This window comes from Photobacterium sp. GB-72 (assembly GCF_003026095.1).
Lineage (GTDB): Bacteria > Pseudomonadota > Gammaproteobacteria > Enterobacterales > Vibrionaceae > Photobacterium.
This window is the reverse complement of sequence record NZ_PYNV01000010.1, coordinates 20,820-34,676: the sequence shown is the minus strand read 5'-3', so window position 1 is coordinate 34,676 and position 13,857 is coordinate 20,820. Positions and strand designations below refer to the sequence as shown.

The window sequence follows — 13,857 nt, the reverse complement described above, 5'->3', positions numbered from 1 at the left end:
CTCTCCTTTATAGTTGCTGACCGTTTTTAATCGCTTGTACTTCCGCCGCCTGTACCGATTCTCCAGTATTATTTCCCCACGCATTACGCTCATAAGTAATAACAGCGGCTAACTCTTTCAAACTCAACTGAGGACCAAACGCTTGCATCGCGGTACCTGTCTTGCCGTGAACAACAACATTTATGTGTTCTAACTTACCTTTAGGATCAACTGAAACCCCTTCGCCAGCCAATGCTGGAAATGCCCCAGGAACACCTTCCCCATTAGCTTGGTGACACATGGCACAACGAGCGGTATAGGTTTTTTCGCCCAGTGTCATAAGCTCATCTAACGACATTTGCATGTCTAACAAACGCTGCTCTTCTTCACGCGCTTTACGTTGAGTGATCTTGGTTTTCTGCAACCAATCATCGTATTCAGCTTGCGGCTTAGCTATAACTACAATTGGCATAAAGCCATGATCTTTCCCGCATAATTCGGCACACTGACCTCGGTAAATACCGGGCTTATCAATTTGTGTCCACGCTTCATTAATAAAGCCAGGATTAGCATCTTTTTTCACCGCAAAAGCGGGCACCCACCATGAGTGGATCACATCTTGTGAGGTGATCAAAAAGCGTACTTTTTGCCCGACAGGAAGAACTAAGGGGTAATCAACTTCTAATAAATAGTTGTCACGCTTTTGCCATTGATTACTGATTTGTTCAGCACTTGTAGCAAGGTGGGAGTAATATTCAACGTCTTGGTTGAAATAGTTGTAATGCCACTTCCATTGCGAGCCTGTCACAAGGATAGTTACATCCGATTTTGAGGTGTCTTCCATTGCAATCAATGTTTTAGTTGCAGGAATAGCCATGCCTATTAAGATAATGAACGGGATCAGCGTCCAAATAATTTCTACTTTAGTACTTTCATGGAATGAAGCAGGCTTTGCGCCTTTTGACTTGCGGTGGTGAAAGATAGCCCAAAACATAACTCCGAATACCGCCACACCAATCGCGATACAAATGTAGAGAATGGTCATATGAAGACTGTATACATTCTGACTTACCGCCGTTACACCCGGTGTCATATTAAGCTGTATGGTGTCAGCCATCAGCGGCATTGAGAAAAGTACACTCGCTATTCCTGCGATCAATGAACGAACCATCGCTCTGACCTCCCCTGTCATTCAAATATGCAATTGAACGAATTTTATGTGGCAGAATGCTTCTATGACTAACGATGCAGCTGAGCTATCAAATCGGCATTATTTATTTTTTATTATTTAAAGCATTTATTGAGCAGCACATACCAACACATAAAAATGTCTCGATATATTTAACGTAGGCAGGAATCGCAGAATACGCAAAGAATCATGGATATAAAATAACTAACAAAAAAGTAGATAACACTTTGATATATAGATATAAATAAACTACTCGCTATCATGTATCACAATATCAATAAGTTACAACAAGTACGAGAATCGTTATTTAGATTAACGATAGTAATATTCATACCTCGCTATAATTTCAAATGAACAACAACAGGCGTTAAGCGATATTTCATACTGGGCATTTTAGCAATCCAACGTTGCCATGTTCGCCATCTCGGACAGGGATTATCAAATGGGCTAAAACAATCAATCAACTCAGCCCACGGTAACCAATTAATCATTTGTTGCGCAGGATCACGATAGCCATGATGATACTCACCGCAGCCCATTTTTTTCGCAATAGGGACATGGCATAGATCGCCCGCAACCACGATACACATTTCCATGTGGCTAAAACTACACCCCATACGCTGGATAAATGTCGCTAATTGCGCTGAATTACAGGCTAATAGTGCTTGATCGCAAATTAAAAGTATCGGTGTTTGAGCACTTTTCGGTAGACGCTTTAACCAACTGAGATCAGTAACTGAACCCGTTTTCAGCATATAACGATCACTGCGATGAAATAGTTTCTCTCGCCAAAGTAAATTTTCATCAGTATCTAACTCAAACCAGCGACAACGTCCGTTATCTAAGCGGTAAAAGCGGGTATCAAGCCCTGCACCAAGATTAACAACCTGCCCATAAGGATAGCGAGTTAAGAAGTCTTTCACTTGTTTATCGCACTGCAAAGTTAAAGTGGCATGTAAAAGTTGACGCTGAGGAACTTGTTGCCCGACACAATCAGGTTCGAGATAACATTGACGACACGCTACGGCAGCCACCGGATCATAAATAAGACCATCATCGGCTAAGCTTTCTCGGCTGCGATACCAAAGCGGTTGAAGTAAGTCAGAGGGAATGGTGTAGCGCTTTATTTTCGTCATCATTATCTCCTTATGAATTAAGGATGATAATAATTATCAGTTAGATTTGCAAAGCTTACTCGTCATTTTCTTAAGACAATAAAAAAGCGCAGCTTTAACTGCGCTTTTTTGGCTTCACTCAATCCGTCGTTCAATAACCATCACATCCAATCAGCGTTTCGGATCACGCCAACAGCAATGCCTTCAATGGTTAAACTTTGATGCTCAAGATCAACTTCAATGGGTGAAAACTCTTCGTTTTCAGCATGGAGTAATACTTTGGCTCCCTGCTTATCAAGACGCTTAACCGTTACATCGTCATCAACACGTGCAACCACAACTTGACCGTTATGAACATCTTGGGTTTTATGTACAGCTAACAAGTCGCCATCCATAATCCCGATATTTTTCATACTCATCCCATTTACACGTAGTAAAAAATCGGCACGAGGTTTAAATAACATAGGATCGACTTCATAATGCGCTTCAACATGTTCTTGCGCTAAAATCGGTTCGCCCGCAGCGACACGACCAATCAGTGGTAGTCCCTGCTCTTCTGGCTCTTCTTGATTGACAAGTAAGCGAATACCACGCGATGCGCCTGGAATAATTTCCAACACTTCTTTACGTGCTAATGCTTTTAAATGTTCTTCTGCCGCATTCGCAGAGCGAAAACCTAATTCACGTGCAATTTCAGCACGTGTCGGTGGCATACCTGTTTCGTCTATTTTTGCTTTGATTAAATCAAAGACTTCTTGTTGGCGTAATGTCAACGGCTTCATGAGTCACCTGTCTTTTTATACAGTTCACTGTGAGTATATCCAGTGTTAAGCCACATTAAAAGGCAATTGTTTACGAAAACACCAATTTGATCAGTTAATCAAACCTATCAGAGCTTAGGTACTAAAATAATGACAGCCGTCTCGCAAAGATAATAATTTCAGTAGAATCAATTAGATTTAACTCACTGGTCATGCCAGATTGTTTTTTAAACCACTCATCGGTCAAAAAGAAACAATAAAAGACCATAAAAAATGATAATTTAACCGCTATCAACTGTATTTTAGCTGCATGAAATCAATCATTTTCTGCTATCCTTGCGGCGCATTAAGATTCTGAGGCTCGTTATAAATATGTCACGTTGGCAAAAATTTTATCAACAATTATTAAAGTTGCCGCTTTCTTTATTAGTTAAACCAGCAACCATTCCATCTGATCCTGTTGCTGATTTAGAGTTAGATTTAGAGCGGCCAATCGCCTACATTTTACCGTATTGCTCTAATACTGATTTATTAACACTGCGTAGCAGCGCTAAAGCATTAGGGCTACCTGATCCATTAACTAAGTTAGAAATTAATGGCCGTAGCTTTCCACGTTTTGTCTTTGTTGCTGAAGGCCCGAGTGTATTCGGCACTAATAATGCTCTACCTCAAGATTCGATTGAACTCTTTACCGAGTTACTTGAGCAACACAAACAAGATCCAGCATTAAACATTCAGTTAGTGCCCGCTTCTATTTTATGGGGACGAGCACCGGGTAAAGAATCCCAACGCAAAGCAACCTTACGTCCGTTAAATGGTCCAGCAAAATTCTGGGCAATTTTAACGCATGGCCGTGACTGTTTAGTGCGTTTAAGTACGCCAGTATCGCTGCGTTATATGGCCGATCATCATGGTACCGATGATGCGATTGCACAAAAATTAGCTCGCGTGGCAAAAATCCATTTTTCACGCCAGCAAATTGCGACATCTGGCCCACGCCTGCCTGATCGTCAGCTGTTGTTTAAGCGTCTACTTGCCTCTAAAGCCATCGATAAAGTGGTACAAGAAGAAGCGATCAGCCGCCAAGTACCGGTTGAAAAAGTACGTAAAGAAGCCATCGGTATGATGGAGGAAATTGCGGCAGATTTCTCTTACCCACTGATCAAGAACGGTGAGCGTTTCCTACGCTGGCTATGGACCAAACTTTACCAAGGTTTGAATATCAAAAATGCCCAACGTGTGCGCCGTTTAGCACAAGATGGTCATGAAATAGTCTATGTGCCCTGTCACCGAAGTCACATGGATTACTTATTGCTTTCTTACGTGCTTTATAACGAAGGCTTAGTACCGCCACACATTGCCGCTGGTATTAACTTAAACTTCTTCCCTGCCGGTCCTATTTTCCGTCGTGGTGGTGCATTCTTTATTCGCCGAAGTTTCCGTGGTGATCGTCTGTACTCAACAGTCTTCCGTGAATACTTATCTGAGTTATTTACTAAAGGGTATTCAGTTGAATACTTCAGTGAAGGTGGTCGTTCGCGTACTGGTCGCTTATTACCAGCGAAAACCGGCATGCTTTCAATGACTATTCAAGCCATGCTGCGTGGTTTAAACCGTCCCGTTACATTAGTACCAGTGTACATCGGCTATGAGCATGTAATGGAAGTGGGCACTTACGCAAAAGAGCTACAAGGTAAGCGTAAAGAGAAAGAAAATGTCGGCCAAGTTATCCGAACATTACGTAAGTTGCGTAATTTAGGCGAAGGTTATGTCAACTTTGGTGAGCCTATTCCGCTTAACCAATATTTAAATGACAATGTACCTGAGTGGCACAAAGACATTAACCCAATCGAGCCGCAGAAACCAAGCTGGTTAACGCCTGTCGTGAACGATTTAGCCGTTAAGATGATGACACATATTAACGACGCTGCAGCAACCAATGCAATGACGTTATGCGCCCTTGCATTACTGGCATCACGACAACGCGCATTAAGCCGTGAAGTACTAGAGCAGCAAATTGAATGCTACCTTGAACTATTGCGTAATACGCCATATTCAAGCCAGTGTACAACGCCAAAAGAAAATGCTGAGCAAATGATTGAGCATGCGGTTGCAATGGATAAGTTCGTGGTTGAGCATGACACCTTAGGCGATATTATTTCGCTTGATCGTCAACAATCGATCTTGATGACGTACTACCGTAATAACATCATTCACTTATTCGCATTACCGTCGTTGATTGCGCATATTGTGGTACAGCAGCAAAGCTTAACCAATGATGAAATTCATGAACAAGTTGAATTACTGTATCCATTCTTAAAAGCGGAATTGTTCTTACGTTTTGATAATGAGCAGCTAAATACTGAAATTGATAAGATCATTGATGAGCTTGTACGCCAACGTCTATTACTTAACGATGGGATTAACATTTCTATCAATAATGCCCGTATTGGCCCTCTTCAGCTACTGGCTCGCACGATATCTGAAACATTACAACGTTATGCGATTGCACTAACTTTACTCCGTGCAGAGCCTGAAATGGCGAAAAATGATTTAGAGCATCACAGCCAAGTGCTTGCTCAACGTCTAAGTCGTTTACACGGGATCAATGCACCAGAGTTTTTCGATAAGGGTGTATTTAGTATTTTGGTGAAAACATTGCGTAGCGAAGGTTATCTCAATGACGAGTGCCACGCGGTAGCACGTCCAGTAGAAAACTTAGCGAATCTACTCACCTCGTTAGTCTCACCGGAAGTGAACCTCACCATCCAAGCGGTGATGCACTTAGATGACGCTAAAGACAAACAAGAATAAAGATACGTAACGAAAAAAAGCGCCATAACGGCGCTTTTTTTATATCTTTAACACTCAACAATTAAACTCACGAAATACAGCGTTAAGTCATGTTTCTAGAAGCAGACACTTAATACAATACCGACACAGACAATCATGCCGAAGTAGTTATTATTTAAAAACGCACGGAAGCAGCTTTCACGTAGGCGCTCTTTAAGCAACATCTGTTGATAAACAAATAAGCCTGACGCTAGTAACAATGACCAGTAATACACTTGGCCTAATTGCAGCACCATACCGACAGCAATCAATAAGCTCAACGTGGCAAGCTGAAGCAAGCCAATAATTAACTTATCAAAACGTCCAAATAGGATAGCAGTCGACTTAATCCCAACCTTTAAATCATCATCCCGATCTACCATCGCATATTGGGTGTCATACGCAATCGTCCACAAAATATTAGCAGTAAATAATAACCATGCACTCAGCGATAAATCACCTGCTTGTGCTGCATATGCCATTGGAATAGACCAGCCAAATGCAACGCCTAAAACCAACTGAGGTAAATGAGTATAACGCTTCATAAACGGATAACATGCCGCTAATAGTACTCCCACCACAGATAACATAATAGTTAAGCTATTCATGGTTAAAACCAGTAAAAACGACACCAGCACTAACAAGAAAAATAAGCCTAACGCTTCGCGCTCAGACACCTTACCCGACGGCATTGGACGGTCTTTAGTACGTTTAACATGGCCATCAAAATTACGATCAGCAAAGTCATTAATCACGCATCCTGCTGCACGCATGAATATGACACCTAAGACAAAAACAATTAATACATTTATATTTGGCATGCCATCTGCGGCAAGAAAAAGTGCCCACAAGGTTGGCCATAATAATAATAAGCTACCAATGGGACGATCAAAACGCGCTAATTGCCAAAACGCTCTCGCCTTAGTCATTTCTAACATTTGTTATTCCTTGCATACACAGGTGAGCGAGGTAAAAACAACTCTGCCACCAGCATAGCTTTTTCATTAATCCATAATCTTGAACGACGAGCCCAAATCGATTGTTCTGGCATGCCTATTCTTGCCACTTCCAGAGCATCACGACGGGAATTGTTGCCATTAAAAATACGATACCCTAAAGGATTTGCGCCTAATTCGGCTAAATCACTTTCGTCCCCACATAATATTGTGGTCGGCATTAGTGTTCGAGCATAGACCCAAGGCTGTTGATCACCATTGAGCATAACAATGCGTTCAAGGCAATCGCTGTGTCCTAATAACGCACGTTCTGATAGTGATAACTCACTATTTTTTATTACGTTTTGTGCTAATACTGTGACTGAAAAAACACGACAATGCGCGGCTAAACGGCGCGATAAAGAGTCAGACTCGAGTAACCAAGAACCAACGGAACCTCCTTCTAATGCCCATTCAGAGGCTGGATACCATACAGCACCTTCAAGTAACGGACTATATAACTGCTTGAATTCCGACATTTTCTCACTACTTAATCAACAAACTCGTGATCGATAACACTTGGTTGTATTCAGTTAATTTATTACCATAATGATCTGCTATTGTAGCAAGCTGTAACCAGTACGAATATCGTTACCGTGCAAAGATTACACCTGTTTCTCACAAACTAAGTGGACAACATAAGTATAATGATAAAATTATCTGTTTTTGTGGCAGCGCTAACGCTTGTCAGCATGCTTCAAAGCCCAGTGGCGATAGCATCTAATGAAGATGTGGCAGCTCCCCCTCAAATCACTTACTACACGTTAGAGCCTGACATCACAACCAACTATGTTACCCAAGGTAAACGGCTGGGTTATATTCGTCTCCAAGTGGATTTGATGATAAACAATCAAACCAACCTCACCAATATTGAGCACCACACCCCGCTTATCCGTGATGCCATTATTGATATTGTGAGTAAACAACCAGAAGCAAAAATCAAATCGCTTGCTGGCCGTGAAGAGATCCGCCGAGCTTGCCAAGATCAAGTCAATCGACTCCTGCTAGCAGAAACGCGCCAACAGCCCGTTGCTGAACTGCTCTTTACTAAGTTTCTTTATCAATAAAAGAAAAAGCGGTGAAATATCGTTAAAGCAAACTGCCCCTTTAACGATATTTTCTCTGAATTATTTAGCTTGCTTTAGTGGATTCACTTTAGCGTCAAATAACGCAATCACACAGCCTGAAATTAAGCCAAATAAGTGCGCCATATTGGCAATCGACATTCCCATCGGCTCTGCAAATCCGATCACTAGCCATACCAACATAAACACAACGTAAGAGCGGGCAATCACTAAACCTCGTTGTGGTGCCAGCCATCCCATCCACCAGATGTAGCCCAATAGCGCATATACCACACCAGATAAACCACCAAAATTAGGCCCATCAAGCCAGAACTGACCAAAACCTGAAACTAATGAGGACAGTAAAAAAATCTGCACTAATTTAGCAGAACCACTATGACGTTCAATTTGCCCGCCCAGTAACCACCACCATAGGCAGTTAAAAATTACATGAAGAGGAGAAAAATGCAGTAACGCATGAGAGAAATAACGCCATAACTCCCATTGATCGCCATTCATAAACGGGAAATGTAGCCATTCAAATAAGATCTGTTCAAACCCGAGTAACCATAAGCCATAAATCACCAATGATGCGACCATGACCAATAAGGTAAAAGGCCCAGCTTGAGCTTTAACCATGTTGATCAAACTTGGATTACTGTAGTTAAACTTTGCGGTTCGGCTTTCAGCGACTTGCCAAGATGCCGCTTGATATTTGTTATTATTTGGATCGAGTAAAAATGCATTAAGCTCAGCTTCTGCTTCAACGAGGTATTGCTCATCTGCCAACCATAATGCAAATTTACCTTCAGGCTCTGGCGCCATCGATATTTCGATACCTCGATAGGCCATATAATCGATAAAAGCTTGTGCCTGTCGTGGGTTATAAAATCCCGCTAAGCGATACATAATGATGACCTTTCTGTTCAAAAATAGAATCTGACTTAAGATCTATCATTATCGCGCGCTCGATACCACTGTAAAGCCTTTATGCTTCAATCACAGGTAATGCCGCACGACGCCAACCTTCAAAGCCACCATCTAAGCTATACACATTTTCATAACCTTGATTGATCAAATACTGTGCAGCGCCTTGACTACTGATACCGTGGTAGCACATCACAATCACCGGCTGCTCAAAGTCCACCTGATCCATCCAACTAACCATGGTGTCATTGGTTAAATGAAACGCTTGCTCTGGGTGCGCTAGGGCAAATGACTGAGGATCGCGAATATCGACTAAAACTGCCTGGCTATCCGTTTGTTGTAATAACTGATAAGCCTGCTCGACTGAGATATGTTGAAACTGTTCCATGATTTTCCTTTACCTGACTTGTTATTTTTATCATCGCATCGTGATCTACATATGCTAAATAATATGATCCGCCAAACCCAGACAAGATCCTTTTCACATGATCCTGACGTTTTACTGCGATATCTCATTATTAAGCACAGTATACCTCAGCTTTTAGGGATATATTCCATGCCAAAATCAGGGTTTATCCACACCTAAGTATCTTCTTGGCTAATGAAGTTTCAAATGAAGACAAGGGCTTGTCGATGATCATAACCACAACATGAACACAAAGTAATCGCCTGTGGAAAAAACTGTGAATTGCGTTGATAATGTGTTTTAAAAACAAAGGATCCACTACATATAGTTAGGATCCGATCATAAGCTGTGGATAACATGCTATTTAGTACACAATCACACCCACAATTGTGATGTATATCTCATTAAATTCAAGACGATACTCTGCTCCATCAACTAAGTTAGATCACTCTGTTTCTCAGCGTCATTACGGATCCTCAGGCACAAAAAAGCCGACACTTAGGTCGGCTTCTCATCTTCACGAGGCAAAGGATCAATAAAAATCGCCCACTGCATCTTTTAACTTTTTCATCGCATTTTTTTCTAACTGGCGAATACGCTCGGCAGAAACACCGTAATTATCGGCTAAATCTTGCAATGTTGATTTTTCATCATCTAACCAACGTGAACGTACGATATGCTGACTACGTTCATCAAGGCTCGCTAACGCCTGAGATAATCGATTGTTAGCATGATTTTCCCAGTTGTTTTCTTCATAGGTTAATGCGACATCAGAGCTTTTATCTTCTAAATAGTAAGCTGGAGCAACCGGTGTGGTATCACGCTCATCATCGTCATTTTGCATTTCAAACGTAGGATCTTGCGCTGCGAGGCGTGATTCCATTTCACGTACATCGGAAGGCTCAACCCCAAGCTGCTCTGCGACCATATTGACTTCATCATTATTAAACCAACCCAAGCGCTTTTTCGACTTACGTAGGTTAAAGAATAATTTACGTTGTGCCTTGGTCGTTGCAACTTTCACAATTCGCCAATTACGCAGTACATATTCGTGGATCTCTGCTTTAATCCAATGCACAGCAAACGACACGAGTCGTACCCCAACTTCGGGATTAAATCGTTTCACCGCCTTCATTAAACCAATATTGCCCTCTTGAATAAGATCGGCAATTGGTAGGCCATAACCAGAGTAACCACGAGCAATATGAACAACGAAGCGCAGATGCGACATTACTAAAGCTTTCGCAGAATTAATATCATCATCGTAATGCAGACGTTCAGCTAACTCTTTCTCACGCTCAGGCGTAAGCATTGGATAACGATTAACAGTTTGGATATAACTATCTAAACTTTCCGTTGATACCAGAGCCATCGCAGACATCTCTTGTGACATTCAAAGACCTCGTATGTTTGTGCTATTTTTGTTCTATCGTAACGATAAATAAACGACAACGAACGTTACGTGAACATGCAATAATGCCTGTAAACATAGTTCAATTGCAAGCTCAAGTACAAATGAATATGAATTACAGGCATCAATAATAAATAAAATGATGTCAGGGCTGAGAAACAATACGTTACACAGGCTCGATCTCTTTTAGATGTCGACCAGCAGAAAGTCGTGCTGCCAACAAGCCTAAAAACGTAGCAAGCATAACCATAATTAAGCTTTCATCCCAGCTCAATCCTATCATTCTAAAATTGCTGCCATAGAGGTTAGCAAGTTTCGCCACAGCTTCATCAAGCAGTAATGTCACAATCGCCACTAAGATCCAAGCAATCACGGCCGCAATCAAACCATACCAAGCACCAACATAGAGATAAGGGCGCAAAATATAACTGTCGGTTGCCCCCACCATTTTCATCACTTGGATTTCATCTTTATGGCTCAACACTTGTAAACGTAATGTATTGCCAACAATTAAAAACACAGCAAAGAGCATTAAGCCTGACATCAATGCCGCTAACGTTATAGCAAGATCTTGAATAGCAGCTAAACGTTGTAACCAATCACTATCTAAACGCACTTCATTAACTTGTGGCTCTTTACCTAATTTATCGGCTAGCGCACGGGCTTGCACATCGCCCTGCCAATCAGGTGCAGGCTTAACAATCACCACCGCTGGCAATGGATTATCTTTACTATCAAACAAACTGAGTGCTTTTTCAAAGCCACCGTGTTGACGGAATTCTTCTAATCCTTTGGCCGCTGAAATATATTGAACACTTTCTGCTTCAGGCCAAGTTTTAACAGTATCAGCAAAAGCTTGACCGTCACTGTCACTGACATCGTTATTCAAATACAACGTAATTTGGCTAGGGTTTTGCCAAGAATCTGCCACTACCGTGATATTTTTAGCCATTAGGTAGAAGGTGCACGGTAGCGTTAACGCAAATGCGAGTACAGCTAAGGTTAAAAAGTTACCTAGTGGGCGACGAAACATATCCTTTAATGCGGCACTTCCTTGCTGACGATGGATCGCAAAAAAGCCCGTAGATTTACGCGCCATGAGTAAGCTCCCTTAGATTTCCTTTTTGTAAATCAAAGCGACGATAATTTCGACTCGCTAATAATGATGTATCGTGGGTTGCCATTAAAACGCTGACTCCAACACGATTAAATTCTTCAAACAAGCGTAGTACTTGTTGTGATAAATCCGCATCTAGGTTGCCGGTAGGCTCATCAGCTAGCAGTAACATAGGTTTGTTAACAACAGCGCGGGCAATACCCACACGCTGTTGTTCACCGCCAGATAATTGGATCGGCAAACATTTTGCTTTATCCAATAATCCAACTTTATCAAGTGCCGCACAAACACGACGCTTAATCTCATTTTCCGAGACTTGTTCCACTCGCAGTGGTAACGCGACGTTGTCGTACACACTGCGATCCATTAACAATTTATGATCTTGGAAAATAATACCGATATTTCGGCGCAGAAAAGGGATCTGCTTATTTGGCAATCGCGTGATGTCATGACCGTTAAACCAGATCTGGCCATCACTTGGTCGTTCTAAAGCACAAATTAATTTCAGCAGGGTACTTTTACCTGCACCAGAGTGACCAGTTAAAAAAGCCATGTCTGCTGGACGTAGATGAAAATCTACTTTCTGTAGGGCTTGCCTACCGCCACGATAAGCTTTACTTACCTGCTGAAATCGAATCACACTTTATTCCTCATCACTAAATAATGCTTCAATAAATTCTTCTGCAGCAAATGGACGGAGATCATCAATACCTTCACCGACACCTATGTATCGAATCGGAATATTAAACTGATCTGCCACCGCAAAGATCACACCACCTTTCGCTGTACCATCTAATTTAGTGATCGTAATTCCTGATACAGGAGCAACATCACTGAACAATTTAGCTTGGCTAATGGCATTTTGACCGGTGCCCGCATCGACAGTTAGCATAATTTCATGAGGGGCATCAACGTCCACCTTTTTCATTACACGTACAATCTTACGCAGCTCTTCCATTAAGTTGCCTTTGTTTTGCAAACGGCCAGCAGTATCAGCAATAACCACATCAACATTTTTTGCTTTTGCCGATTCAATGGCATCAAAGATCACTGATGCGCTATCAGCCCCCGTATGCTGGGCAACAACAGGAACGTGGTTTCGTTCACCCCAAACTTGCAGCTGTTCAACGGCAGCAGCACGGAATGTATCACCTGCTGCTAACATCACAGATTTACCTTCCGCTTGGAATTGCTTCGCTAACTTGCCGATAGTGGTCGTTTTACCCACCCCATTTACGCCGACCATTAAGATGACATAAGGCTTTTTGCTAGTATCGATAACCAAAGGTTGTTCGACTTTAGCTAACATGCCAGCGAGTTCATCTTTTAGTAAACCATAGAGGGCTTCGCCGTCTTTAAGTTCCTTTTTTGATGCTTTATCGGTCAGATTTTCGATAATTTTCAGCGTGGTATCCATGCCGACATCTGCAATGAGTAGCTGTTCTTCCAGCTCTTCAAACAGTTCATCATCGATTTTCTTACCGCTAAATAAGCCAAAGAAACCCGCACCAAAGTTGGTTTTAGTTTTCTTTAAACCACGCATTAAGCGGGCAAAGAAGCCTTCCGATTTTGGTTTTTCTTGCTCGACGGGTTTTGCTATCTCTTCTTCCGTCGCTGATTCAGTTTCACCTGTTTCAACGCTTGTTGAAGTGATAGATTCGACAATCTCAGCATTATCTATTGCATTAGAAGGCTCAAGAACATTTGAAGCTTCAGGCTCTGTCGTTACAGTTTCTTCAATAACACTGCTTTTTTCAGTGTCATCTACTTGCAACGTCTTTGCCAATTCGACATCATCGGTCTTAGCAATCTTTTCTTGCTCTGCCGCAGCGCTTTCGTCAGTTTGAACATCATTATTATGCTCAACTTTCGTCTTCGCCTCGTCAGAGGAATGTGTTGATTCAGGGCTATCAATAGCCCCATCCACTACTGATTGTTCAGTAGTTTGTTCCTTTTGAGCATCGTTATCTTCAGAGCCAAATCCGAGCCATGAAAATAAACCGCGTTTCTTTTTTTCTGCCATTGGCGAATCCTAGCGCTTGATTGGTACAATTTGCAGCC

At 41.8% G+C, this 13,857-nt stretch carries 13 protein-coding genes; 2 read left to right on the top strand and 11 right to left on the bottom strand.

From position 1 onward, the window contains the following. Window positions 1–7 precede the first annotated feature (7 nt). The 3 genes from coxB to lexA all read right to left on the bottom strand — a co-directional run bounded on the left by coxB (window position 8) and on the right by lexA (window position 3,065). The gene (gene coxB / locus C9J40_RS12335; protein ID WP_107247040.1) at window positions 8–1,150 is read right to left on the bottom strand and encodes a cytochrome c oxidase subunit II; all 1,143 of its coding nucleotides are present in this window, start codon (window positions 1,148–1,150) and stop codon (window positions 8–10) included. Window positions 1,151–1,506: 356 nt separating this feature from the next. After that, window positions 1,507–2,304, bottom strand: coding sequence for a class I SAM-dependent methyltransferase (locus C9J40_RS12330; RefSeq protein ID WP_107247038.1), 798 nt, complete (start codon window positions 2,302–2,304; stop codon window positions 1,507–1,509). Window positions 2,305–2,444: 140 nt separating this feature from the next. Beyond that, window positions 2,445–3,065 carry a transcriptional repressor LexA gene (gene lexA / locus C9J40_RS12325; protein ID WP_005372006.1) on the bottom strand — a complete coding sequence of 207 codons (621 nt, stop codon included), beginning with the start codon at window positions 3,063–3,065 and terminating at the stop codon, window positions 2,445–2,447. A gap of 351 nt (window positions 3,066–3,416) precedes the next feature. Here lexA and plsB point away from each other — a divergent pair, with 351 nt between their 5' ends. Beyond that, window positions 3,417–5,858: a glycerol-3-phosphate 1-O-acyltransferase PlsB gene (plsB, locus tag C9J40_RS12315; protein ID WP_107247036.1), complete on the top strand. Its 2,442-nt coding sequence runs from the start codon at window positions 3,417–3,419 to the stop codon at window positions 5,856–5,858. A gap of 95 nt (window positions 5,859–5,953) precedes the next feature. On the opposite strand, the gene ubiA is transcribed toward plsB, so the two are convergent. Next, the gene (ubiA, locus tag C9J40_RS12310) at window positions 5,954–6,814 is read right to left on the bottom strand and encodes a 4-hydroxybenzoate octaprenyltransferase (RefSeq protein ID WP_107247035.1); all 861 of its coding nucleotides are present in this window, start codon (window positions 6,812–6,814) and stop codon (window positions 5,954–5,956) included. After that, window positions 6,808–7,350, bottom strand: a complete 543-nt coding sequence (locus C9J40_RS12305) for a chorismate lyase (protein ID WP_107208662.1) — start codon at window positions 7,348–7,350, stop codon at window positions 6,808–6,810. The genes ubiA and C9J40_RS12305 overlap by 7 nt, the downstream gene beginning before the upstream one ends. 168 nt (window positions 7,351–7,518) lie before the next feature. Here C9J40_RS12305 and C9J40_RS12300 point away from each other — a divergent pair, with 168 nt between their 5' ends. Further along, the gene (locus tag C9J40_RS12300) at window positions 7,519–7,938 is read left to right on the top strand and encodes a flagellar basal body-associated protein FliL (RefSeq protein ID WP_107208663.1); all 420 of its coding nucleotides are present in this window, start codon (window positions 7,519–7,521) and stop codon (window positions 7,936–7,938) included. Window positions 7,939–7,998: 60 nt separating this feature from the next. Here the strand turns inward: C9J40_RS12300 and glpG are convergent, their stop codons facing one another. The 6 genes from glpG to ftsY form a co-directional block, all read right to left on the bottom strand. Beyond that, window positions 7,999–8,844: a rhomboid family intramembrane serine protease GlpG gene (gene glpG / locus C9J40_RS12295; protein WP_107208664.1), complete on the bottom strand. Its 846-nt coding sequence runs from the start codon at window positions 8,842–8,844 to the stop codon at window positions 7,999–8,001. A 79-nt stretch (window positions 8,845–8,923) separates the two neighbouring features. Then, complete coding sequence (gene glpE, locus C9J40_RS12290; RefSeq protein ID WP_105061178.1) at window positions 8,924–9,250, bottom strand: thiosulfate sulfurtransferase GlpE; 327 nt, start codon at window positions 9,248–9,250, stop codon at window positions 8,924–8,926. A 550-nt stretch (window positions 9,251–9,800) separates the two neighbouring features. Then, window positions 9,801–10,661 carry an RNA polymerase sigma factor RpoH gene (gene rpoH, locus C9J40_RS12285; protein WP_105061179.1) on the bottom strand — a complete coding sequence of 287 codons (861 nt, stop codon included), beginning with the start codon at window positions 10,659–10,661 and terminating at the stop codon, window positions 9,801–9,803. Window positions 10,662–10,845: 184 nt separating this feature from the next. Then, complete coding sequence (gene ftsX, locus C9J40_RS12280) at window positions 10,846–11,778, bottom strand: permease-like cell division protein FtsX (RefSeq protein WP_107208665.1); 933 nt, start codon at window positions 11,776–11,778, stop codon at window positions 10,846–10,848. Beyond that, window positions 11,768–12,436: a cell division ATP-binding protein FtsE gene (gene ftsE / locus C9J40_RS12275; RefSeq protein WP_006647648.1), complete on the bottom strand. Its 669-nt coding sequence runs from the start codon at window positions 12,434–12,436 to the stop codon at window positions 11,768–11,770. The genes ftsX and ftsE overlap by 11 nt, the downstream gene beginning before the upstream one ends. A gap of 3 nt (window positions 12,437–12,439) precedes the next feature. Further along, window positions 12,440–13,819 carry a signal recognition particle-docking protein FtsY gene (ftsY, locus tag C9J40_RS12270; RefSeq protein ID WP_107208666.1) on the bottom strand — a complete coding sequence of 460 codons (1,380 nt, stop codon included), beginning with the start codon at window positions 13,817–13,819 and terminating at the stop codon, window positions 12,440–12,442. Window positions 13,820–13,857: the final 38 nt, after the last annotated feature.

Excerpts from the sequence above, each read along its gene's own strand:
- coxB (WP_107247040.1), bottom strand. The coding sequence starts at position 1,150 with ATGGTTCGTTCATTGATCGCAGGAATAGCGAGTGTACTTTTCTCAATG.
- C9J40_RS12330 (WP_107247038.1), bottom strand. The coding sequence starts at position 2,304 with ATGACGAAAATAAAGCGCTACACCATTCCCTCTGACTTACTTCAACCG.
- lexA (WP_005372006.1), bottom strand. The coding sequence starts at position 3,065 with ATGAAGCCGTTGACATTACGCCAACAAGAAGTCTTTGATTTAATCAAA.
- plsB (WP_107247036.1), top strand. The coding sequence starts at position 3,417 with ATGTCACGTTGGCAAAAATTTTATCAACAATTATTAAAGTTGCCGCTT.
- ubiA (WP_107247035.1), bottom strand. The coding sequence starts at position 6,814 with ATGTTAGAAATGACTAAGGCGAGAGCGTTTTGGCAATTAGCGCGTTTT.
- C9J40_RS12305 (WP_107208662.1), bottom strand. The coding sequence starts at position 7,350 with ATGTCGGAATTCAAGCAGTTATATAGTCCGTTACTTGAAGGTGCTGTA.
- C9J40_RS12300 (WP_107208663.1), top strand. The coding sequence starts at position 7,519 with ATGATAAAATTATCTGTTTTTGTGGCAGCGCTAACGCTTGTCAGCATG.
- glpG (WP_107208664.1), bottom strand. The coding sequence starts at position 8,844 with ATGTATCGCTTAGCGGGATTTTATAACCCACGACAGGCACAAGCTTTT.
- glpE (WP_105061178.1), bottom strand. The coding sequence starts at position 9,250 with ATGGAACAGTTTCAACATATCTCAGTCGAGCAGGCTTATCAGTTATTA.
- rpoH (WP_105061179.1), bottom strand. The coding sequence starts at position 10,661 with ATGTCACAAGAGATGTCTGCGATGGCTCTGGTATCAACGGAAAGTTTA.
- ftsX (WP_107208665.1), bottom strand. The coding sequence starts at position 11,778 with ATGGCGCGTAAATCTACGGGCTTTTTTGCGATCCATCGTCAGCAAGGA.
- ftsY (WP_107208666.1), bottom strand. The coding sequence starts at position 13,819 with ATGGCAGAAAAAAAGAAACGCGGTTTATTTTCATGGCTCGGATTTGGC.